Origin of the sequence: Synechococcus sp. CC9605, from assembly GCF_000012625.1 — a bacterium.
In the GTDB taxonomy this organism is placed as follows: Bacteria; Cyanobacteriota; Cyanobacteriia; order PCC-6307; family Cyanobiaceae; genus Parasynechococcus.
On sequence record NC_007516.1, the window covers coordinates 1,393,075 to 1,409,811 of the forward strand.

The following is a 16,737-nucleotide window of genomic DNA, read 5'->3' on the forward strand; positions in this document are numbered from 1 at the left end:
AAGGCTCAGCAGATCACAACAGGAAAGAGGAAGAGCTCACCCTGCACAGCCTCACAAGCGCGAGCAGGACCGGATGACCTGGCGCGAGGTTTCGTCGTTGCAGAAACCGTGGCCGAAGCCGCTGCCGGAAACGCCTTGCGGGGCCGGATCAAGGAATGGCGCATCCACTCATCAGCGCGGAAGGGGGCGTAGGGAGAACTGGCAGACATGAGCTACGGAGCAGTACATCTGTTTTAGTGCGCATGTACTACAGCGTCAACCCAGGTACCCTCGGCAACAATCACGGCAGCAACGGCCCACCCGCAGGTGTCGCAAGAGAACGAGGCCATCGCCAGCCGCTTGAGCCGGATCGAAGCGCGGCTGGCCAGGATTGAAGAGCTTCTGGTCAGCGCCAGGGATGGTGAAGATCAGAACGCCATGGAAACGCAACAACAGTGCTACGAGGCATGGATTCACTACCTGAACACCACCCCTGAAGCCGTTGAAGCGCACCTCACTGCCCACGAGATGGCCGCCCTGAAAGCTTCCATCAACGCCCAGGTTCCAAGCGATTCGTAGAGTTATACACAGCTTTTCCACAGGGCTGAAACAGGTGATCCCGGCGAGCACAGTGGTTTTGGCGATCGGCGTGGAAAACACGTCTCAGACGCTCAACAGCTCCTCCGCAAATCCTGCCGTTCATTGTGAAGAATGCTGTGCTGGCCGTTGATTTCAAGCAACAAACGCATCAGTGATTCTGAAAACGCCTCAAGTGGCAACGAAGCGCCTTCTGCTGTGAACCAAGCAAAAAATCCTCAGCGGAAGCATGAGGGCCCCAATCCGCCGGATGGGTCGGCTGACAAACTGTGGAAAAACAAAAGTTTCTGTTGCGAGCACTGCATGCAGCCGGGTGACGTGCATTTCCGGGTCCGCAGCGCACAACTCGCGGACTGGATTCTGGTGTGCGAAACCTGCTGGCCGAACTTTCGCGACCAAGCCGGTTATCGCTATGGAGGAACCCGCAAGGCCAAACGACGCCAGCGAAAACGACGGTAGAAGGATGAAGGCTCAGATCAGATCACATTGGTGACGGATCACCGTGCCGCGGCGCTCCCAGAATTCCGGCGCTGATTCATCAACAACATGCCACCACCAACGGCCATCGGTGTAACTGGGGGCACCTGCATTGTTGGTGCGCGGAAGTTGCAAGTCGAGATCGCGCCAGTGCAGCAGAACACCATCCCCAGGCAGGGTCCCCTCCAATGTGTTGGGAATGCCCTCCGCCAGACCGGTGAGATCAACAGCTCCCCGTGTGATCTCAACACTGAGTCGATCCCCATCACAAACCCAATCCGCCCATGAGGGCTGGGGCGCCACCAACAACCAGCAGAGCAACAACAACGCCAGACCTAAGCCTTTCGCGACAGAATTCAGCAATGCTGTTAACCCTCATCTACGACGGCGGGTGCCCATTCTGTCGGGAGTTCGCCCTGCGCAGTGAGCTCCAGGCGGGTGTACCCAACCTGCGCATTGTTGACGGACGCGCCGATCACGACCTGCGTCGCGAGCTCAATACCCTCGGACTGCCACTGCGCAATGGCGCCGTTCTGATCGAAGGAGAACAAAAGTGGCATGGCAGTGAAGCCATTGCAGAACTCAGCCGGCGCATGAAGCCCAGTGATCCCCTGCTGAGGCTCCTGGCCAGGCTGTTCGCTGACAACCAACGCTCAGCACTGGCCTATCCCGCCCTGTTGGCAGCCCGGCGCCTGGCCCTAGCCACACGCGGCCTGAGCGTTGACCCGGATCAAGTTCCATCACGCTGAGGCAATGAGCCAAAACACGGGTGGTCGCAACCGATACTTCTGAACTACTGTAAAGACACTCCTAAAGATTTTCTTAAGCATCGATCCTGATCCCTTTGTTCCTGACGCGCTGAGCCATCAGCAACTCAACGCCTTGCTGAAAGCGGCGGCGGATCCATCCGCCGTTCCTGAAGGAAGACTCAGCGATGACGAACTGCTGCGCGCCGCACTGAGTGCATGGGCCGACCAAACCCAGGAGCTGCTGCATTGGATTGAAAGCCAGGGCGATGCCGTGAGCGACACGCGATCACCCAAGCAGGTGATGGCGCTGGGAAGTTTTCGCACCCATCTGGTGATGGGCCTCAAAGCCCTGCGCTATTCCGAGGGCTGAACCCTCTGCTGTTCCCGACGGGCATCACAACATTCCTCGAGAACGGAAAGAAACTGTTCCGGCTCCGGTTGATCATCAAGATCGAAGCGGGTGGCAGTGGTCACCGTGAAGTTGATCCAGATCTCCACTTCAGGGCCACCGGATGCCATCACGAGGTCGTAGCAGGCTTGAAAATCTGAATCCGGTGCAAGATCACGTGCCGCATTGATGACGTCGTACAGCTGATCCAAACCTTCCGTTTGAGCGTCAGCAAAGACGGCACGAATGCGAGCCAACATCAGCAGGCACGCTCAAGCTCAACAACAGAAACCTCTGCTGTGACATTGGAGGCTTCATCAGCAAGCTCGAGCAGTTCTGCATTGAGCTCCAACAGTATCAATGCCAGGGAGGATGCAAATTCGATGCAAAACGACTCGTCTTTCACAGCACCGCCGCGATGAATGCGAAGGGTCTAATCAACACAACAAGTTGACTGTGGATCCCGCAATCCTGCTTTACATGGTCAGTGAAATATGAGAGAAATTCAGTCAATCTGTATCGAAAAATCAAATCAGCCGCAGAAGGGAAACACGGCCGCTAGCGGATGCAGAGCTCAAGCCGCCACAGGTTCGAGCATGGAGCTGACGCTGGGCTGAAATCCGATCTCACGCAACCGGGCGTTGCTGATACGGGCATTGAAGACCCGGGCGCCAGGTCGATCATGGTTGTCCCAGATCACGGGAGGCAGTCCAAAGTCATCACACAGAGCATTGGAGAGCTGACGCCGGGTGAACTGGAGATCATCCACGAGGTTGTAGATGCCTTGGAGCCGCCGGCCGAAGGCGAAATCAACGCCACGGATGATGTCGTGCAGATGAACCCAGGCGTTGATGTGATTACCGTTCTTGCGAACCGACTGTCCAGCAGCGCTGCGGATGTACGACGGGATGTCCTTACCGGGACCGTAGATACCACCAAGTCGCAGCACGCAGGCCTGGGTTGAGGCGTCGTTCAACGCAAGAACGCAGCTCTCGGCGCTGACCAGAAGAGCGTTCGCACCGTTGGAACAATCCGGGGGCGTCAGTTCATTGCAGATCGCACCGGACTGATCGCCATAAACGCCTGCACTGCTCAGGTACGCCACATGCAGCGGCTTACACCCCTGCCGTTGACGGATGGCATCCACCAGGGCCGGCACCGCTTGGCCATAGACCTTCTCGTATTGATCCTCTTCAAAGGTGGCGGTGGTGGGGGCCATCGCAATCAAAACGCCGTCAAGCCGATCCAGGAAGCTGGTGTCTGCCACCGGGTCTTCCGCGCTGTAAAGACGGGGATGGTCAACCAGATCGCAGAGTTCAGCCAGTCGTCCGGGGCTTGTGGTAGTGCCGACAACCTCATGGCCTTGGTGCCTGAGATGGGCTGCAACAGCAGAACCGACATATCCACAACCAACAATCCCGAAACAGCCCGGCATACCTGGTCAAACACCTTTTACAGAATTTAACGAACGAACATCGGGCGTGCCGTGACAATGGAGACATGCTTTCGATGCTCCTCAACTTCCTCTGGGCTGTTCTCGGCGGACTGCCCATGGCTCTGGCCTGGTGGCTGGCCGCATTGATCTGCGCGATCAGCATCGTTGGCCTGCCCTGGGCGCGTTCGTGCTGGGTGATCGGCTGTTTCTCGCTCTGGCCCTTCGGCTCCGAGGCCATGAACCGGCGTCAGCTCAGGGGACGAGGCGATCTGGGAACGGGCCCCCTGGGTGCACTCGGCAATGTGATCTGGTTCCTTGTGGCCGGCTGGTGGTTGGCTCTGGGTCACCTCAGCAGCGCCCTGGCCTGTTTTGTCACGATCATCGGCATTCCCTTCGGCATCCAGCACATCAAGCTGGCGTTGATTGCCCTGGCCCCCGTGGGCATGACGGTGGTGAAGTCAAGACACTGATCTGATCGGAGTTCTAATCAGAAAAGCAGCTGAACCAGCCAGACCATCGCCAAACCGAGCACGCCAGCCAACAGCAATCCGCCCACCAGGAAAGTGACCGCCGCAGCCAGACCAAGCCTGGCCATGGTGTCTGGATAAAGAAGAAACAAGGTGAGCCCGAGGGCCAGAGGCCACAACGGCGGAATCAACAGGCAGACCCCGGTGAGGATCATCAGCTTGCGATCACGACGTTGCTTGGCCTCCACCTGAAGGGCCACGGCATCAGCCTCGCGATCAAGCTCAGCCTGCTCATCGTCACTAAGCCAACGGCCACGAGCCTTGGCACGATCCAGCTCGTCTTCGAGCCGTTCAACGGGGTTGCCCTTGCTCATCGGCTCACCTTAAGGAGCTCGGGCCTGCAATAAGAACGGCTTGAGAGCGCTCCAGCACTGGATCTAAGACAGGGATGAATAAATCGGAAATCTACATTCGGCTTGAATAGGTATTCCTATCTAGGTATTTACCCGCCGCAATAATATCGTTGCCTTAAAAGAAAAATCAGCATAGTGTCGCTCTGCGAATGGAGATTGACGTGCTGAATAGAACTCTGGAATCACCAAATGCTGCCCATTCATGCGTCACTGAATCACAAGTGAATGCCTACTTTGAATGCCTAACTCTCTGCAATCTCGATGATGGCAGTTGCTACGAGCAATGCATTCTCCTGCATCTGAAAAACGAGGTTGATGCATGAAAAGCCTGAGCAATCAAACACAAATGGGCCTGGCATCCATTGCCTCAACAGTTGCTGTTGCGCTTCTTGTGATCGGCTTCATGGGCATGGCCCAGCACATCAACGCCAGCCCGCTCTGAACCACCTGCTTACTTCTGGCGTTTGAAGGTGTAGCAACCGCCGTGGTATCCGGTGAAGGGTTGGGCATACGTGACCAATTCCCAGCCCTGTTCTCCCAATTCATTCATAAGACCCACCAGGGTGACGTCACGCTGCGGGTGGCTTCTGGAGATCAGCTGCCGGTCATCCAGCCAGAGCTCCTCGATTTCTCCGGTCCAGGACTTCCCCCGCGGAACGAAACGCAACTGGGTGTATTCCCAACGCATCACCAAGCATCAGCCGAAAGACGCACCATCTTCACCGCAGACGGCACCAACCGGGAGCGACAATTCAAGAACCCGCTGTTCTGTGATGCCTCGCCTGCTCGTCCAGCTCGTTCTGCTAATCGGCCTGATCACGCTCACACCCGGCTGGTGCGACGCCTTGGAGGTGCCCTTGCAACGCATTGATGCCAACGGCATTGGCGAATCGATCGGCAGCGTCACAGCGCAAGACACCGACCAAGGCCTGGTGATATATCCCGATCTAGCGGGGCTAACACCCGGGGAACACGGCTTCCATCTCCACAGCACGGGGAGCTGTGAGGCGGGCCAGACCGCACAAGGCACCGCCATTGCCGGCCTCGCTGCCGGTGGGCACTGGGATCCTGACGAGACTGGCCAGCACCTCGGCCCCTTCGGAAACGGTCACCGGGGCGATCTGAGCAGGCTTGTGGTGGATGACGACGGCAAGACCAACACCAGCGTGGTGGCCCCACGGCTCAGCACAGCTGATCTGAAAGGGAAAGCACTGATTGTTCACGCTGGAGGCGACACCTATAGGGACGAGCCACCCCTCGGCGGAGGTGGAGCACGGGTTGCCTGTGGTGTGGTGCCGGACGAGCGCTGACTCAGCCGTTCACCAGGCGGGCATGGAGGCGGCAGACCCTGATGGCCTGCGCGGGAGGCTCCTAACAGAGGGCACCGAGTTCCCTGTTCAGCTGCTGAAACAGGGAAAGATCCGCTCCGAGAATCGAGGGAAACACCAGGAACAAACCTGAGGCGATCAAACCGATCAAGGCACCGCTCCAACTCTTAAGAGAACCCTAAGCCCGCATTGGCTAAGGGTCGTGTTCGCCCCTGCAGACCACGGCCATCAGGGCATCGATGTGCAGCATCAGACCAGCACGCCAGGCGGCGTCTTCGTCCTTGGCCTTGATGGTCTCCACCACAATCGAGCCTCCACGCTCAATGATCAGGTCATAGGCGGGTGGCATCGGAGTGTTGCGGCGCCTCCCCATTCAGCAGGCAAAGGGCGTCTGGCACATCCCCCACTTGGGGGGGTTCAGCGGCAGGTGACCATGGTGAAACGCTTGAGCTCTTCGAACGTTGTTCAAATCACCCCTGTTCCGGCGCGTCGGGATCTACCTCGTGCTCAGCACGGCAGCGGTCACCGTCGTCAATCAGCTCGAGATCGAACAGCAGAGTGCCTATCAGATCTATATCCCGATGTTCATTGGGATCTACATCGTCTCGCGTTGGCTCGACAGTCTGTTCAGCCAGGCCTCACAGGAGCAGACGTCACAACAGACACAGACCAACGCAACGCATGACAAAACATCACCGTCCCCAACCAATCGTGGTTTTGGACAGTGAGGTGAGTAAAAGCTGTTTTGAAGCTCAGCGGCGGGGTTCGGCCTTGCGAACGGAGATGGCGCGACCCATCCACTCAACGTTTTGCAGGTCGTCGATCGCCGACTGCTCATCGGCTTCGCTGCTGAGGTCCACAAAAGCGAAACCACGCTTGCGGCCCGTCTCCCGGTCGAGGGGCAAGGAGCATTTGCTCACTTCGCCGTACTGACCGAACAGATGAATGAGATCCTCCCGCTCAGCGTCCCAGGAGAGATTTCCAATAAAGATCGTCAAAAAAATGAGTTAATCAAGACTGCTTACCTTCGCATACAGCGGCCAGGCGCAGCGCCTTCAGTGGGAATGGCTCAAGGATGGAGTCAAGGGCTACCAAACAATTCCGTCCAAGGCTGAATTCGATAAAAAGCCTTTGCTTCGAGACGAATTGAGCCTCAACGGAACCAGGCTTGATTCAGTTGAGGCATTGAGATGGGTGGACTCAGCGGGACCAAGTCAGACGATTTCATCAACGCCGCCAAAGCCCGCGGCGAGGCTGCCCTGCAGGACAAGCAGCCCAAATTGACCAAGCTGGAAAAGGCATTCCGCCATGCTGCGATCCGGCGTCGGGCAGAAGATGCCCGCAAAAAAGGGCACCACGCCTAGGTCAGAGAGCGACCTTTCCAGGTCCAGCCGCGTCCCGTGTAGGTGCGCCAGATCGAAACCGGGCCAATCGCACCCACCAGCAACCCACCGGCTCCCATCAGCCACCAAAGGGTGAGGGGCACATCAAAGTTGCTGCGGGTCCAGAGCCGCAGCAGCAGCTGTTGAAGGATGGCCAAGCTCGCCAGGGCCATCAACCACAACCAAGCTGAAGCCAGCAGGGGTTGGAGCCAGAGCAGCAAGAGCGATGCCGGCAGCAACAGCCAGGGCACGCTGAACATCAACACCACCACCAAAGCGGCGCCGAGGGCTTTGACGGGGTTGCGGTCCAGGCCCAGAAACCAGTTCTTGGTCCAGCCCTCCCAAAGCGCCGCAAGGTTGCTGTACATCCGCAGATCGACCGCATCAAGCCCCAGCAGATAACGAAGCCGATGTCCTCCAGCCTTGATGGTGCGAGCGAGGGCCAGATCTTCCACCACTTCACCAGCCAAGGCCCGGTGGCCACCGATCTGCCTGTAGGTGGAGGCCTTAAACAACATGAAAGGGCCCGCGGCAAACGCCACCGGAGAGGCCGGATCGTTGGTTTCGAGGATGGGAAAGCCGAGGCCCAGCAAGCTAGCCATAATCGGCTGGACCAACCATTCCGCCAGGCATCCGCAGATCAACCGTGGTGCCAGGCTCAGCAGATCGGCCTGCTCATCAAGGGCCTGAGCCAGGGCCCGTTGCAGCGCATCGGGCTTGAGCCGAACATCGGCATCGATGAACAACAGCCACTCGCTGGAGAGCTGTTCAACAGCCTTGCTGCAGGCCCAGTTCTTGCCCACCCAGCGTTCGTTGACGGGCCTGGGGCCGGCCTTGATCAGATGGAAGTGGGACGCTGCAGAGCCAGCGCGGAGAGCGTTCTCCACCGTTGCATCGGTGGACTCGTCATCCACCACCAACACCGACCAGTCCCTGCAGGGGGCCTGGTTGGCCAGAACGCTGGCGACACAGGCATCGATGTTGTGTGCTTCGTTGAAGGCCGGGATCACCACGGTCAGCGTGGTGTCCGGAGACGCAACGTCTTGGCCTGGCTTCAAGCGCGGCGCAACATCAAACACCCGTTGTAACCCCAACTGAAGGATCAGCAATCCCGCTGAGGCCGAACCAGCCGCAGCGAGAAACAGCAGGGGCTCAAGCAGGGCAAGGGTCAAGGCCGGGCCATGGTCTGGTGGTCATCCGTCTCAGTCGACGGTTGCTGCAGCTTCCACCATCGGCCACATCGCAGCAAATTCAGCATCCGAAACCACGGCGGTGACCTCGAACTGAATGCCGAAGTCCTTGATCCAGGGGCCGAGATGCGCCCACACCTTGCCGATGTCACTGGCGACGGCAATGGCGACACCGCTGCCGCTGATCGGTTCGCAGACCCGATATTTGAGGGCAAAGCCATCGAAAGCATCTCCCGGTGCTCCCGAATTGATGTAGTCAGCAAAGCCAGGGCACGACTCCCACGCACCCTCAACGGTCGGGAACGTCCAAACGATCAAGTAATGCTGCACGGTGAAGGGGGGCAAACGCTTGCTTCGTAGCCATGAATCGGCATCCAGGCGGAATTGCAACTGAATTCGGTAGTCATTCAGCAGGAGCCTTCGTCAAAGCTGGCGACGGGCTAGAGCTGAAACAGGACCCAGCACAGCCATGACACTCCATATCGCCAATGAGATGGATGAAGTGGAAGTGGCCGTCTGGTGGGACTTATCACGCATCGTCCGTCACTTTGAACGCCAAGGACTGGAACGACGGGAGGTGAAAACTGCCGTGATGAATGCGGCATTGCGCCTGATGAAGGATGAAGGGGAGCCCCATTGACCGATGCCCCGGCATCAGACGAGTTCCGCATCAATGAGCGCTGCATCGATTGCGGCACCTGCTGGACCTTTGATCCGGATCACTTCGCTGCCGGTGCAGGAACGGCAGTGGTGGCTCACCAACCCCGCGGAGCGTCATCCCAGCGCCAGGCCCTTCTGGCCTTGCAGGCTTGTCCGGTTGCTGCGATCGAGACAAGCCGTGCTTGCAACGCACCACACCGACTGACGGCTTCCCGAGCTGGATCTGCAGCCACGCCGCCGGTGAGGTGTTCTATTGCAGCTGGGCGTCCCAACGCAGTTTCGGTGCCCGCAGCTGGCTTATTCAACGCGCCGATGGCAACATCATGGTCGACGTTCCCCGGTGGAGTGCCCCCTGGCCCGGCGGATCCAGGCGATGGGCGGACTGGCTCAGATCGTGCTCACGCATCGGGATGACGTGGCTGAGCATCAGCGCTGGGCTCAGGCGTTCGCCTGTGAGCGTTGGATTCATCGCGGTGATGCCGATGCCGCGCCCTCGGCTGAACAGGTGCTGGAAGGGCAAGAGCTATTGGGACTCGCACCACAGATCGAACTGCTGCCCACGCCAGGACACACCCCTGGCTCGCTCTGCCTGTTGCTCGGTGATCAACGACGGGTTCTGTTCAGCGGCGATCACGTGTGGTGGAACCGCGACCAGGACGTGTTGGTGTGTTCCGAGCGCTACTTCTGGTGGGATTTCAAAGTGCAGATCCGTTCGCTTCAGCGCCTGCAACCCCTCGATGTGGCTTGGCTCCTGCCGGACCATGGCCATCGCCAGCATTTTCAACCGGGCGCATGGACTGAGGCGGTGAAGCAGACCCTCACCTGGATCCAGGCACAGCATTGAGAAAGGCTGTCTCCTCCAGACTGCTAATCCGAACGAGGGCAAGGTTGCGCCGCGGGTAACGCCCAAACCGCTCCAATTCCGCGAGATGGCGGCAAGCAACACTGGCGGTGGCTTCATCCACGTGCCGCTCCAGCAGGGGGATCACCGCTCGCACCACGCTGACGTCTTCGCTGTGAAGCTGCGGCATCAGCCAGAACTGCCGCCGCGGTCGTTGCGATTCCGCTGCGATCCATCCCCGCTCCAGCGCCTCCAGGCTCAGCTGCAGAGCCTGGGGATCTCCGGCAAAAGCCTTGGCTTCACCGCGCCAGATCTGACGGGGGAACTGATCCAGCAGCAGCACCAAGGCCAGACCGCTGCTGGGCGAACAGCTCCAGTGGTTCAGGTCTCCAGCGAGGGCGCGCTCAACAGCCTCCCCGAACCGCTCTCGCACCAGGGCATCGAAGCTGTCGCGGCGGCGAAACCACTGCCAGGGTCGGCACTGCTGGAACCAGAACTCCAGAACGTCGTCGGCGGTCAAGAGGAACAGCTGTAGTGGGACACCCCACCGGCGCTGAAGAACTCCCGCGGTTTCAAGCGGTCGTAGCGGGCCGCCATGTCGGGGGACGGAGTCTCATAGGGGGTGCTGAACAGCTGCTGCAGTTCAGTCATCAGGGAAGTGTCGCCTTCGGCGGCCTGCTGGTAGGCCGGAGCGATCAACCATTCGCGCCAGGTGATCGCCGGGTTGACCCGCCGCATCCCAGCGGAGATCACAGATGGTTCAACGCCACTGGGCCACTGGGCACGCCAGCGCAGCAACCAGTCGTTCCATTGGGATTCAAGGGGGGCCGACAGGGGCAGATAGAAACAGTCCCGCAGCGGATCGATCTGCTCGGGCAGATCCGACAAACGGCGGAAGAACATCGAGTAATCGGCGCTCGACTCCACCAGGAGCTTCAACAGCTCTTGCACCAGGGTGTCATCGGCACTGGGCAGGCCAAGTTTGCTGCTCCACATCCGTTGCATGGTCTCCTGCATGGCAGCGGGGAAATCCTCCAGCAACTGATCCAGTTGGGCCTGGGCCTGCGCCTGGCCCTCCATCAGCGTGCGCAGGGATTTCCAGAACATGCGGTAGTTGGCCTCCGCAGCCGCCGGCTGGTTGAAGAAGCAGAAGTGGGCGCCACCACCGGTCCAGGGCTGAAAACGCGGATCAAACAGCTCGCAAAAGCCGAACGGGCCGTAGTCGAGGGTGAAGCCACCGGCGGCGCAGTTGTCGCTGTTGAAGTTGCCCTGGCAGTAGCCCACACGGATCCAGTTGGCCACGAGGGCCGTGAGCCGATCACGGAACAAGCGCGCCAACAGCACAACCTGGTCGCTGAATGGAAGGCCGGGATCGATCTCCTGGCGGTAGTTGCGTTCGATCAGGTGCGCCACGATCAGGTGCAGCTCCTGGTGTGCCCGGGGATGGGCCTCACTGCGGGCACGGCGTGCGAACAACTCCAGCTGACCCACCCGCAGAAATGAGGGCGCCACCCTGGTGCTGATAGCGGCCGGGCAATCGACCATCACGTCCGGATCCATCGAGCGTGAGTTCTCGGAATACCAGGGCCGTCGCACCGACTCGGCGTGGGAGACGTACAGCGTCAACGAGCGGGAGGTGGGCACACCGAGGGCGTGCATGAACTCCTGCGCCAGAAATTCACGCACGCTGGAGCGCAGCACGGCTCGGCCGTCGGCACCACGGCAGTAGGGGGTCTGACCGCCACCTTTGAGCTGCATCTCCCAGCGGCGACCTTCAAACACCCCCTCAAACACCGACATGGCTCGACCATCGCCGTAGCCGTTGCCATTACCGAAGGGACACTGCTGCGTGTATTCGGTGCCGTAGATCGAAAGGGCATAGCCGGTGGCCCAGCCCCAGGGCCGCATCGGACCAGTGGCCACACCGAGATCACCGGAGAACATCCGGCAGAACTGATCGTCCTGAGCCAGGTCGTTGCTGAGACCCAGCTCGCTGAACAAGCTGCGGCTGTGCGCCAAGTATTGGGGCTCGGGAATCGGGGTTGGCGTCACCGGCACGTAGTGGCCAGAGAGCACCTGGCGGGGACGGTGGTCCTTCCCATCCGCCGTGGACTCCGGGTCAGGCGTGAGGGCTTCCAGAAGGGAGTAGTCGGCCCGTTCGGCGAACTCAGCAAACGTGGCGGTGCTCATCGGACCCTGACGCTGAACCCATCATCGCCAGAGCTGCGGCCAGGTGTTTTGACCGATGGCCAATGCCGAGCCGAGGCCTTACACCGAGGGAAGCATTCCAAGGAAACCGTGGGCAAAGCCAGGAAACTTCGCTCAGACAGCCGGCAGGAGGAGCTGATCACGAGTCTGATCGGCGTCACCGCCATTTTCGTGGCCACAGCCATCTGGTGGAGCGTGGCTCCCCAGTGGCTCACCAGCAGCTGGCAGACCTTTCAGTAGTCAGCTGATTAGCCGGGCTAGTAGTCGGGCATGGACGCCTCAGCCCGCAGCCTGCACCAGGGCTCAAGCAGGGTGGGGCGACCGCAATGGGGGCAATCCTGCCCCCGCTTTTCCACCTGCACGAAGGGGATCCAACGGGAGTTGGCCTGCCCCTCATAGCCGCAGTGCTTGCAGTGAATCCGATATTCCGCCATGGCTCAGAGCGCAGGCTTTTCCTGACGTTGCACGGCCTCATGGGCCTGGCGCAGGCCGTGCACCATGAAGCAATAGGCCGGATTGCACACCAGGTACTTGCCGTCGCCGATGGCGTCGATGGTGGACCCGCGCGAGGTGGCAAAAATTCGACTTTTGAACTCCATCTCATCTCCTTGGCTGACCTCACTGTTGTGGGGACATGGAGGAGCGGCAACCCGTGTAAACGCGCATTGTGCGCAGGGCTGACTCAGTCGACAGGTTCACAGTGATCGCCATCGCACTGCAGCCCGCATTGGGGTTGCTTGGTGCCGTACTGCCAGGGACGACGCATCGCCCAGTACTCATCCACCAAGCCGAGCAGGTAGGTGCCGATGCGCCGGAGCAGGGAAGCCTGTTTCATCTCTTCAAGCTGGCAAGGGCGTGGCAAGTCCGCAACCGAAGGTGAGGACATCAAGGGGAGGAACGCAAGGTGGCAAAACACAGCCTGGGTGGGTTAGGCCCGATGCAGTGCGACTGACCTTGAGCACCGACCCACCAGCACCGAGCCATGACCACCACGCAACATTCGAACCAGCTGCTGGAAGAGCTGGTTGCTGAAGAAATCAGCTTTCAGATCGATCAGATCGCGGAAGACCTGCAGCGGGAAGGCTGGCCGATCGCCATGGTGAAGCGGTTCATGCATGTGGCCGTGGAGCGGCTGCCGGAATGACGCGAGGGGCCGACTAGGTGAAACGACTCATCTGCAGAGAGCTGTTGCACTTTTAACAACGGTGATCCAGGCCATTCGTTGACAGTTGGGCATCGATTGCGCCATTCCCGAATGAATGTCGTCACTGCTTTTGCGGCCGTTGGCCTGACCGCGGTGTCATGGGACGACACCCTCAGCCGGGCTGGGGCCAGGGCCTTCAGGCACGCCCTCGACTACCGCGAGCCCTACTGCCGGATGAGTGAGAACGAGGTGGTGCTGCTGATGGATGCGGTGCTGGCCATGCGGCTGGAGCGGGGCACCAAAGCATTGATGCTGGAGGCCGCCAAAGCGCTCACGGCCGATCAAGCGCTAACGGCCTACGCCATGGCCTCAGAACTGATGCGCTCCGATGGGCCCTATTCCGCCGAAGAGCGACGGAGGCTCGATCTTCTGGCGTTGATGCTCTCGATCTCGCAGGTGGAGGCCGAGCGCATCGACTCCGTTTTTGAGTTGCTGCACGCTCCCCTGGAGCCAGCGGTCATCCCCTCAGGCGTCAGCTGATGGCTGCAGCTCAACCCAAAGCAACCAGAGAACCCCGACGAACGGGATCAGAGAGATAAAGATCCACTGCCAGGAACGGCCGGTGTCCCGAATGCGCCGAATGTTCATCGCCAGGCCCGGGCAGATGGAAGCGACAGCAAACACGAAATAAACAGCCGAAGTCGAGACTTTCGCCAAGACACCGCCAATGATCAGGTTGACGAGGACGATCTTCCAGTAGTCAATCCGGGATGTCCGCCCCTCGAAGTCGAAGGCCTGGGTCCAGAACTGGGGATAAAAGCTCAGCATTGAATTCACGCCTCAAGCCGCACGCTTGTCATCACCGAAACAGATGCCCCTGCGGCTGTCGGGCAGACGGATCACGGCACGTTCGTAGCGCTGTCGGCAGCTGCGGGCACGGAGGTGTTCTTCTGCCTCCTGAAGCAGCTGTTGCAGCCTGACGTCGTCCATGGCGTTGCCTTGATGCCCACCCATTCAGGCCACGATCCAAGCGGCGTCAATAGGCGACGTTCAACTCTTCTGATCCGTAACGGAGCAGGAAATCTGCTTCGGATTGATCGGAAAGCAGCAGGCAGGTGTGGTCATTGGCGCCGGTTCGGTAGCAGTAAACGTCGAGCTCTTCAGGGTTGCGGTTGGAGTGGATGACCTCCCCCGTTCGAAGCACATAACGCGTTGCCATCACCTTGCACCCACAGATAACTCCGCGATAGCGCTGATCCAGACGATTCAATCGTCTATGTGCTGAGCTGCGTACAAGAGCTCATTCGTTGTCGACGCGGATGAAAAAGCGACTCTCCACATCCATCTCGCCCTGATCGTCGGTTTCCGGGTCGCCCTCCACCAGCTCCACGGCGAATTCCTTGTCGTCCAGTTCATGCACAACTCTCTGACCATGCACCAGGTTGTGGACGAGCAGGAGTCGTTTCATGGGTGGACGGAGACGCCGTTCCACCGGTTGGTAGCAACAGCTGGTCGTTCAACGAAAGCCGAAACCTTCTCGAATCGGCTGCTTCGAGGAATATTCCCGCGACAGAGCATCCAACATCAAAGAAATGTAGCGGTCATCCATGCCGATGTCCTGCTTCAGCTGGCGCATCAGGCTGTTGATGCTCTTGAACGTGTCTGGAATCTGATGGTCCAGATGCTCCTTAGTGGGTTGATAGGGCATCGGAGCCAAAAAAATTCCCCGTGGAACATAAGGGAACCACGGGGAGAACGGTGTTGCTGCTGAACCGGAGATCAATCCTCTTCTTCAGATCCACCAACGGGAATCAGGCGGATCTGCTTGCGTCCAAGCTTGATCTCATATTCATCGCCAGGCTGCAATTCCAGTAGAGCGGTGTAGGCCTTGCCAATCAACAAATTGCCATTGCCCTGAACCACAGCTTTGTAGGAAAGCTTACGACCACCTTTGCCCACACCGGATCCACCCGTGGAGAAAGACAGGCCCTTGGCTTCCAGCAGTGCCTCGTAGAAGGCGGTGAATTTCACCTGTTCAGAGCCGTCTTTTTTGGTGACGACGTAGCCACAACCTCTGGCCAGGTCTGTTTTGGCGCAATCGCCAAGTTCCTTGACGCGGTTGAGCAATTCAGCTCCGGTAAGCATGGGTCTGTGAGGTCGTGACATCTCTATTAGAACAAATATTGTGCCGGTAACAAGGGGAAAAAAGAATCGAATTCAGTTGATTTGCTGTGAAAACAAAAAATCAGCATGTGTTGGTGGTTTGACACAGCCCTCGGCGTCAAACAATTAGCCTTGAGAATGCGTTCAACTGGTTAACTACCAGCACCAACCACAATCCCGATCACAACCCAACTTGCGGGGAAGCGGATGGTTGGTGAACACAATCCAGCAACTGGTGGTGCAGTTCAAGCCGGAACTGAATTCAGAATCCACGGGCTGGGTCTCAATCAGGACGTATCACTACGTTCCGCCCAAACCACCTGAATCCCTGAGCCATCGCCGCGTCTTGATCAGTACGCGATCGGCACCTGGAACGTGATGGTGAAACGGGGCTGGAGGCCCTGCCGCGCTCCAGCACGCTGATCACTTTCGTTGTCGTCGCTACTGGTTCGGCAATCAATGGCATCAATTGCGCAGTAATGCCTCGCTTCAGGCTGTCAAAGCCAAGCCACGATCGATAGGTTGCCGCTCAGGAACAGATTCAGTTGTGAGCGTAAGTTCGGTTCAGCCCGCCCAAGCGATCAGTTCCACCAGCGTGCATGGCGCGTGGCAATTATTGAGTTACGACGTTGAAGAAAAAGCCAACGGCAACACCTTCGCACCGATGGGCAAGAAGCCCAGCGGATATGTGATCTTCACAGCGGAAGGTCGTCTTTCCTTCATGCTTTCGGCGGAGGGTCGCCAACCAGGCAGCAACGCCGAGGAGCGATCAGCCCTGCTGAGCAGCATGATCGCCTACATGGGCACCTACCGGCTCGAGGGTGATCATTGGATCACCCAGGTGGATGTGGCCTGGAACCCGGAATGGGTGGGCACGGAACAGACCCGCTTTTTCGCGATCGACGGCGACGTGCTCACGGTGCACACCCCCTGGCGGGTGATGCCCAACTGGCCCGAGAAAGGCCTCACCCGCAGCATTGTTCGTTTTCAGCGCTGCCGCTGAACGGTTTAAGGAGAAGACTCAGGCGTCGGTCTCGCCCTTCTGGCCACCACAGGCGTGGCGGGGTTGGTAGCCCTGCTGTTCAGCCAGATAGCGGAGATAAACAATTTGATGACGGTCCGGCATGCCCACAGCAGCAATCAGACCCAAAGGCCCGAACAGAAAACCCGCAACAGCCCAGAGATTGCTGTTGCGCGCCTTCTGGGCGGCAACGGTTTTCGAGAGGCCCGCGCTGATCAGATGGGCGATCAGCACAAACAGCAAAGACTTGAGTTCCACGGAGAAGGCGCAGTACACCATTTGGGATAGCCAGCGC

Annotated in this window: 38 protein-coding genes; 15 read left to right on the top strand and 23 right to left on the bottom strand. The window is 59.1% G+C overall.

The genetic code is table 11. From position 1 onward, the window contains the following. Positions 1–5 precede the first annotated feature (5 nt). Positions 6–209, bottom strand: a complete 204-nt coding sequence (locus tag SYNCC9605_RS14680; RefSeq protein ID WP_156783046.1) for a hypothetical protein — start codon at positions 207–209, stop codon at positions 6–8. Between the two features lie 97 nt (positions 210–306). Here SYNCC9605_RS14680 and SYNCC9605_RS07505 point away from each other — a divergent pair, with 97 nt between their 5' ends. Both SYNCC9605_RS07505 and SYNCC9605_RS14685 read left to right on the top strand, forming a co-directional pair. Then, complete coding sequence (locus SYNCC9605_RS07505) at positions 307–558, top strand: hypothetical protein (RefSeq protein WP_041434826.1); 252 nt, start codon at positions 307–309, stop codon at positions 556–558. 321 nt (positions 559–879) lie between these two features. Beyond that, the gene (locus SYNCC9605_RS14685) at positions 880–1,035 is read left to right on the top strand and encodes a hypothetical protein (protein ID WP_156783047.1); all 156 of its coding nucleotides are present in this window, start codon (positions 880–882) and stop codon (positions 1,033–1,035) included. A 12-nt stretch (positions 1,036–1,047) separates the two neighbouring features. Here the strand turns inward: SYNCC9605_RS14685 and SYNCC9605_RS07515 are convergent, their stop codons facing one another. Beyond that, positions 1,048–1,416 carry a hypothetical protein gene (locus SYNCC9605_RS07515; protein ID WP_156783048.1) on the bottom strand — a complete coding sequence of 123 codons (369 nt, stop codon included), beginning with the start codon at positions 1,414–1,416 and terminating at the stop codon, positions 1,048–1,050. On the opposite strand from SYNCC9605_RS07515, the gene SYNCC9605_RS07520 reads away from it, so the two are divergent. Continuing rightward, on the top strand, positions 1,416–1,802 hold the full coding sequence (locus tag SYNCC9605_RS07520) for a DCC1-like thiol-disulfide oxidoreductase family protein (protein ID WP_011364465.1): 387 nt from the start codon (positions 1,416–1,418) through the stop codon (positions 1,800–1,802). The two genes, SYNCC9605_RS07515 and SYNCC9605_RS07520, sit on opposite strands and share 1 nt — an antisense overlap. 133 nt (positions 1,803–1,935) lie before the next feature. Next, a complete protein-coding gene (locus tag SYNCC9605_RS07525; protein ID WP_011364466.1) occupies positions 1,936–2,172 on the top strand; it encodes a hypothetical protein in 237 nt (78 codons plus the stop codon). Here SYNCC9605_RS07525 and SYNCC9605_RS07530 read toward each other — a convergent pair. The 3 genes from SYNCC9605_RS07530 to SYNCC9605_RS07535 all read right to left on the bottom strand — a co-directional run bounded on the left by SYNCC9605_RS07530 (position 2,157) and on the right by SYNCC9605_RS07535 (position 3,625). Beyond that, on the bottom strand, positions 2,157–2,450 hold the full coding sequence (locus SYNCC9605_RS07530; RefSeq protein WP_011364467.1) for a hypothetical protein: 294 nt from the start codon (positions 2,448–2,450) through the stop codon (positions 2,157–2,159). The genes SYNCC9605_RS07525 and SYNCC9605_RS07530 overlap by 16 nt on opposite strands. Next, positions 2,450–2,596, bottom strand: coding sequence for a hypothetical protein (locus SYNCC9605_RS15140; RefSeq protein ID WP_198002437.1), 147 nt, complete (start codon positions 2,594–2,596; stop codon positions 2,450–2,452). The genes SYNCC9605_RS07530 and SYNCC9605_RS15140 overlap by 1 nt, the downstream gene beginning before the upstream one ends. 168 nt (positions 2,597–2,764) lie before the next feature. Next, positions 2,765–3,625 (bottom strand): SDR family oxidoreductase, encoded by an 861-nt coding sequence (locus SYNCC9605_RS07535; RefSeq protein ID WP_011364468.1) that lies wholly within the window; start codon positions 3,623–3,625, stop codon positions 2,765–2,767. A 65-nt stretch (positions 3,626–3,690) separates the two neighbouring features. On the opposite strand from SYNCC9605_RS07535, the gene SYNCC9605_RS07540 reads away from it, so the two are divergent. After that, a complete protein-coding gene (locus SYNCC9605_RS07540; protein ID WP_011364469.1) occupies positions 3,691–4,095 on the top strand; it encodes a YccF domain-containing protein in 405 nt (134 codons plus the stop codon). A gap of 17 nt (positions 4,096–4,112) precedes the next feature. Here SYNCC9605_RS07540 and SYNCC9605_RS07545 read toward each other — a convergent pair whose 3' ends face one another. Both SYNCC9605_RS07545 and SYNCC9605_RS07550 read right to left on the bottom strand, forming a co-directional pair. Then, positions 4,113–4,466, bottom strand: a complete 354-nt coding sequence (locus SYNCC9605_RS07545) for a hypothetical protein (RefSeq protein WP_011364470.1) — start codon at positions 4,464–4,466, stop codon at positions 4,113–4,115. Between the two features lie 490 nt (positions 4,467–4,956). Continuing rightward, a complete protein-coding gene (locus SYNCC9605_RS07550) occupies positions 4,957–5,193 on the bottom strand; it encodes a hypothetical protein (RefSeq protein ID WP_006851383.1) in 237 nt (78 codons plus the stop codon). An 85-nt stretch (positions 5,194–5,278) separates the two neighbouring features. Here SYNCC9605_RS07550 and sodC point away from each other — a divergent pair, with 85 nt between their 5' ends. Beyond that, positions 5,279–5,815, top strand: a complete 537-nt coding sequence (sodC, locus tag SYNCC9605_RS07555; protein WP_011364471.1) for a superoxide dismutase family protein — start codon at positions 5,279–5,281, stop codon at positions 5,813–5,815. Between the two features lie 211 nt (positions 5,816–6,026). On the opposite strand, the gene SYNCC9605_RS14690 is transcribed toward sodC, so the two are convergent. Next, positions 6,027–6,182, bottom strand: a complete 156-nt coding sequence (locus tag SYNCC9605_RS14690; protein WP_156783049.1) for a hypothetical protein — start codon at positions 6,180–6,182, stop codon at positions 6,027–6,029. Between the two features lie 112 nt (positions 6,183–6,294). Between SYNCC9605_RS14690 and SYNCC9605_RS07560 the strand changes: the two genes are divergently transcribed. After that, on the top strand, positions 6,295–6,561 hold the full coding sequence (locus SYNCC9605_RS07560; protein ID WP_011364473.1) for a hypothetical protein: 267 nt from the start codon (positions 6,295–6,297) through the stop codon (positions 6,559–6,561). A 24-nt stretch (positions 6,562–6,585) separates the two neighbouring features. Here SYNCC9605_RS07560 and SYNCC9605_RS07565 read toward each other — a convergent pair whose 3' ends face one another. After that, entirely contained in the window at positions 6,586–6,831 is a 246-nt protein-coding gene (locus tag SYNCC9605_RS07565; RefSeq protein ID WP_006850138.1) for an RNA recognition motif domain-containing protein, read from the bottom strand. Between the two features lie 192 nt (positions 6,832–7,023). Here SYNCC9605_RS07565 and SYNCC9605_RS15145 point away from each other — a divergent pair, with 192 nt between their 5' ends. Continuing rightward, positions 7,024–7,197, top strand: coding sequence for a hypothetical protein (locus tag SYNCC9605_RS15145; protein WP_011364474.1), 174 nt, complete (start codon positions 7,024–7,026; stop codon positions 7,195–7,197). On the opposite strand, the gene SYNCC9605_RS07570 is transcribed toward SYNCC9605_RS15145, so the two are convergent. Together SYNCC9605_RS07570 and SYNCC9605_RS07575 are read right to left on the bottom strand one after the other, a co-directional pair. Next, the gene (locus SYNCC9605_RS07570; RefSeq protein WP_011364475.1) at positions 7,194–8,387 is read right to left on the bottom strand and encodes a glycosyltransferase; all 1,194 of its coding nucleotides are present in this window, start codon (positions 8,385–8,387) and stop codon (positions 7,194–7,196) included. The genes SYNCC9605_RS15145 and SYNCC9605_RS07570 overlap by 4 nt on opposite strands. Positions 8,388–8,417: 30 nt before the next feature. Continuing rightward, positions 8,418–8,735 (bottom strand): DUF3303 domain-containing protein, encoded by a 318-nt coding sequence (locus tag SYNCC9605_RS07575; protein ID WP_011364476.1) that lies wholly within the window; start codon positions 8,733–8,735, stop codon positions 8,418–8,420. A gap of 139 nt (positions 8,736–8,874) precedes the next feature. Here SYNCC9605_RS07575 and SYNCC9605_RS14695 point away from each other — a divergent pair, with 139 nt between their 5' ends. From SYNCC9605_RS14695 to SYNCC9605_RS15695, 3 genes are read left to right on the top strand one after another with little or no spacing between them, the layout of a single operon-like run. Continuing rightward, positions 8,875–9,045 carry a hypothetical protein gene (locus SYNCC9605_RS14695; RefSeq protein WP_156783050.1) on the top strand — a complete coding sequence of 57 codons (171 nt, stop codon included), beginning with the start codon at positions 8,875–8,877 and terminating at the stop codon, positions 9,043–9,045. After that, positions 9,042–9,479, top strand: coding sequence for a ferredoxin (locus SYNCC9605_RS15690; protein ID WP_308297685.1), 438 nt, complete (start codon positions 9,042–9,044; stop codon positions 9,477–9,479). The genes SYNCC9605_RS14695 and SYNCC9605_RS15690 overlap by 4 nt, the downstream gene beginning before the upstream one ends. Further along, entirely contained in the window at positions 9,406–9,909 is a 504-nt protein-coding gene (locus tag SYNCC9605_RS15695; RefSeq protein ID WP_308297686.1) for an MBL fold metallo-hydrolase, read from the top strand. The genes SYNCC9605_RS15690 and SYNCC9605_RS15695 overlap by 74 nt, the downstream gene beginning before the upstream one ends. On the opposite strand, the gene SYNCC9605_RS07585 is transcribed toward SYNCC9605_RS15695, so the two are convergent. Further along, positions 9,884–10,426, bottom strand: coding sequence for a DUF924 family protein (locus SYNCC9605_RS07585; RefSeq protein WP_011364477.1), 543 nt, complete (start codon positions 10,424–10,426; stop codon positions 9,884–9,886). The two genes, SYNCC9605_RS15695 and SYNCC9605_RS07585, sit on opposite strands and share 26 nt — an antisense overlap. Beyond that, positions 10,423–12,096: a protein adenylyltransferase SelO family protein gene (locus SYNCC9605_RS07590; RefSeq protein ID WP_011364478.1), complete on the bottom strand. Its 1,674-nt coding sequence runs from the start codon at positions 12,094–12,096 to the stop codon at positions 10,423–10,425. The genes SYNCC9605_RS07585 and SYNCC9605_RS07590 overlap by 4 nt, the downstream gene beginning before the upstream one ends. Positions 12,097–12,204: 108 nt before the next feature. Here SYNCC9605_RS07590 and SYNCC9605_RS15150 point away from each other — a divergent pair, with 108 nt between their 5' ends. After that, positions 12,205–12,354 (top strand): hypothetical protein, encoded by a 150-nt coding sequence (locus SYNCC9605_RS15150; RefSeq protein ID WP_011364479.1) that lies wholly within the window; start codon positions 12,205–12,207, stop codon positions 12,352–12,354. A 17-nt stretch (positions 12,355–12,371) separates the two neighbouring features. Here SYNCC9605_RS15150 and SYNCC9605_RS14700 read toward each other — a convergent pair whose 3' ends face one another. From SYNCC9605_RS14700 to SYNCC9605_RS15160, 3 genes are all read right to left on the bottom strand, one after another. Then, entirely contained in the window at positions 12,372–12,548 is a 177-nt protein-coding gene (locus tag SYNCC9605_RS14700; protein ID WP_156783051.1) for a hypothetical protein, read from the bottom strand. A gap of 3 nt (positions 12,549–12,551) precedes the next feature. Next, a complete protein-coding gene (locus SYNCC9605_RS15155) occupies positions 12,552–12,713 on the bottom strand; it encodes a hypothetical protein (RefSeq protein ID WP_170950619.1) in 162 nt (53 codons plus the stop codon). Between the two features lie 83 nt (positions 12,714–12,796). Continuing rightward, positions 12,797–12,949, bottom strand: coding sequence for a hypothetical protein (locus SYNCC9605_RS15160; protein WP_170951563.1), 153 nt, complete (start codon positions 12,947–12,949; stop codon positions 12,797–12,799). A 147-nt stretch (positions 12,950–13,096) separates the two neighbouring features. Here SYNCC9605_RS15160 and SYNCC9605_RS15165 point away from each other — a divergent pair, with 147 nt between their 5' ends. After that, the gene (locus tag SYNCC9605_RS15165) at positions 13,097–13,258 is read left to right on the top strand and encodes a hypothetical protein (RefSeq protein ID WP_011364481.1); all 162 of its coding nucleotides are present in this window, start codon (positions 13,097–13,099) and stop codon (positions 13,256–13,258) included. Between the two features lie 111 nt (positions 13,259–13,369). Beyond that, positions 13,370–13,798 (top strand): tellurite resistance TerB family protein, encoded by a 429-nt coding sequence (locus SYNCC9605_RS07600; RefSeq protein WP_011364482.1) that lies wholly within the window; start codon positions 13,370–13,372, stop codon positions 13,796–13,798. On the opposite strand, the gene SYNCC9605_RS07605 is transcribed toward SYNCC9605_RS07600, so the two are convergent. From SYNCC9605_RS07605 to SYNCC9605_RS07625, 6 genes are all read right to left on the bottom strand, one after another. Continuing rightward, positions 13,784–14,086, bottom strand: coding sequence for a DUF805 domain-containing protein (locus tag SYNCC9605_RS07605; RefSeq protein ID WP_011364483.1), 303 nt, complete (start codon positions 14,084–14,086; stop codon positions 13,784–13,786). The two genes, SYNCC9605_RS07600 and SYNCC9605_RS07605, sit on opposite strands and share 15 nt — an antisense overlap. 12 nt (positions 14,087–14,098) lie before the next feature. After that, positions 14,099–14,248: a hypothetical protein gene (locus SYNCC9605_RS14705; RefSeq protein ID WP_156783052.1), complete on the bottom strand. Its 150-nt coding sequence runs from the start codon at positions 14,246–14,248 to the stop codon at positions 14,099–14,101. Between the two features lie 46 nt (positions 14,249–14,294). Continuing rightward, positions 14,295–14,477, bottom strand: coding sequence for a hypothetical protein (locus SYNCC9605_RS07610; protein ID WP_156783053.1), 183 nt, complete (start codon positions 14,475–14,477; stop codon positions 14,295–14,297). 81 nt (positions 14,478–14,558) lie between these two features. Then, complete coding sequence (locus tag SYNCC9605_RS15170) at positions 14,559–14,726, bottom strand: hypothetical protein (RefSeq protein ID WP_011364485.1); 168 nt, start codon at positions 14,724–14,726, stop codon at positions 14,559–14,561. A 48-nt stretch (positions 14,727–14,774) separates the two neighbouring features. Then, positions 14,775–15,041, bottom strand: coding sequence for a hypothetical protein (locus SYNCC9605_RS07620; RefSeq protein ID WP_041434837.1), 267 nt, complete (start codon positions 15,039–15,041; stop codon positions 14,775–14,777). Then, positions 15,038–15,403, bottom strand: a complete 366-nt coding sequence (locus tag SYNCC9605_RS07625) for an AbrB family transcriptional regulator (protein ID WP_041434839.1) — start codon at positions 15,401–15,403, stop codon at positions 15,038–15,040. The genes SYNCC9605_RS07620 and SYNCC9605_RS07625 overlap by 4 nt, the downstream gene beginning before the upstream one ends. 565 nt (positions 15,404–15,968) lie before the next feature. On the opposite strand from SYNCC9605_RS07625, the gene SYNCC9605_RS07630 reads away from it, so the two are divergent. Beyond that, a complete protein-coding gene (locus SYNCC9605_RS07630; protein WP_011364489.1) occupies positions 15,969–16,424 on the top strand; it encodes a lipocalin-like domain-containing protein in 456 nt (151 codons plus the stop codon). Positions 16,425–16,442: 18 nt separating this feature from the next. Here SYNCC9605_RS07630 and SYNCC9605_RS07635 read toward each other — a convergent pair whose 3' ends face one another. Further along, positions 16,443–16,700: a hypothetical protein gene (locus SYNCC9605_RS07635; protein ID WP_257928570.1), complete on the bottom strand. Its 258-nt coding sequence runs from the start codon at positions 16,698–16,700 to the stop codon at positions 16,443–16,445. Between the last annotated feature and the right edge of the window lie 37 nt (positions 16,701–16,737).

Bases quoted from the DNA above. Each gene is read 5' to 3' on its own strand.
- SYNCC9605_RS14680 (WP_156783046.1), bottom strand. From the start codon at position 209: ATGTCTGCCAGTTCTCCCTACGCCCCCTTCCGCGCTGATGAGTGGATG.
- SYNCC9605_RS14685 (WP_156783047.1), top strand. From the start codon at position 880: ATGCAGCCGGGTGACGTGCATTTCCGGGTCCGCAGCGCACAACTCGCG.
- SYNCC9605_RS07520 (WP_011364465.1), top strand. From the start codon at position 1,416: ATGCTGTTAACCCTCATCTACGACGGCGGGTGCCCATTCTGTCGGGAG.
- SYNCC9605_RS07530 (WP_011364467.1), bottom strand. From the start codon at position 2,450: ATGTTGGCTCGCATTCGTGCCGTCTTTGCTGACGCTCAAACGGAAGGT.
- SYNCC9605_RS07535 (WP_011364468.1), bottom strand. From the start codon at position 3,625: ATGCCGGGCTGTTTCGGGATTGTTGGTTGTGGATATGTCGGTTCTGCT.
- SYNCC9605_RS07540 (WP_011364469.1), top strand. From the start codon at position 3,691: ATGCTTTCGATGCTCCTCAACTTCCTCTGGGCTGTTCTCGGCGGACTG.
- SYNCC9605_RS07545 (WP_011364470.1), bottom strand. From the start codon at position 4,466: ATGAGCAAGGGCAACCCCGTTGAACGGCTCGAAGACGAGCTGGATCGT.
- SYNCC9605_RS07550 (WP_006851383.1), bottom strand. From the start codon at position 5,193: ATGCGTTGGGAATACACCCAGTTGCGTTTCGTTCCGCGGGGGAAGTCC.
- sodC (WP_011364471.1), top strand. From the start codon at position 5,279: ATGCCTCGCCTGCTCGTCCAGCTCGTTCTGCTAATCGGCCTGATCACG.
- SYNCC9605_RS14690 (WP_156783049.1), bottom strand. From the start codon at position 6,182: ATGCCACCCGCCTATGACCTGATCATTGAGCGTGGAGGCTCGATTGTG.
- SYNCC9605_RS15145 (WP_011364474.1), top strand. From the start codon at position 7,024: ATGGGTGGACTCAGCGGGACCAAGTCAGACGATTTCATCAACGCCGCC.
- SYNCC9605_RS14695 (WP_156783050.1), top strand. From the start codon at position 8,875: ATGACACTCCATATCGCCAATGAGATGGATGAAGTGGAAGTGGCCGTC.
- SYNCC9605_RS07590 (WP_011364478.1), bottom strand. From the start codon at position 12,096: ATGAGCACCGCCACGTTTGCTGAGTTCGCCGAACGGGCCGACTACTCC.
- SYNCC9605_RS14700 (WP_156783051.1), bottom strand. From the start codon at position 12,548: ATGGCGGAATATCGGATTCACTGCAAGCACTGCGGCTATGAGGGGCAG.
- SYNCC9605_RS15155 (WP_170950619.1), bottom strand. From the start codon at position 12,713: ATGGAGTTCAAAAGTCGAATTTTTGCCACCTCGCGCGGGTCCACCATC.
- SYNCC9605_RS15160 (WP_170951563.1), bottom strand. From the start codon at position 12,949: ATGAAACAGGCTTCCCTGCTCCGGCGCATCGGCACCTACCTGCTCGGC.
- SYNCC9605_RS15165 (WP_011364481.1), top strand. From the start codon at position 13,097: ATGACCACCACGCAACATTCGAACCAGCTGCTGGAAGAGCTGGTTGCT.
- SYNCC9605_RS07600 (WP_011364482.1), top strand. From the start codon at position 13,370: ATGAATGTCGTCACTGCTTTTGCGGCCGTTGGCCTGACCGCGGTGTCA.
- SYNCC9605_RS07605 (WP_011364483.1), bottom strand. From the start codon at position 14,086: ATGCTGAGCTTTTATCCCCAGTTCTGGACCCAGGCCTTCGACTTCGAG.
- SYNCC9605_RS14705 (WP_156783052.1), bottom strand. From the start codon at position 14,248: ATGGACGACGTCAGGCTGCAACAGCTGCTTCAGGAGGCAGAAGAACAC.
- SYNCC9605_RS07610 (WP_156783053.1), bottom strand. From the start codon at position 14,477: ATGGCAACGCGTTATGTGCTTCGAACGGGGGAGGTCATCCACTCCAAC.
- SYNCC9605_RS15170 (WP_011364485.1), bottom strand. From the start codon at position 14,726: ATGAAACGACTCCTGCTCGTCCACAACCTGGTGCATGGTCAGAGAGTT.
- SYNCC9605_RS07625 (WP_041434839.1), bottom strand. From the start codon at position 15,403: ATGCTTACCGGAGCTGAATTGCTCAACCGCGTCAAGGAACTTGGCGAT.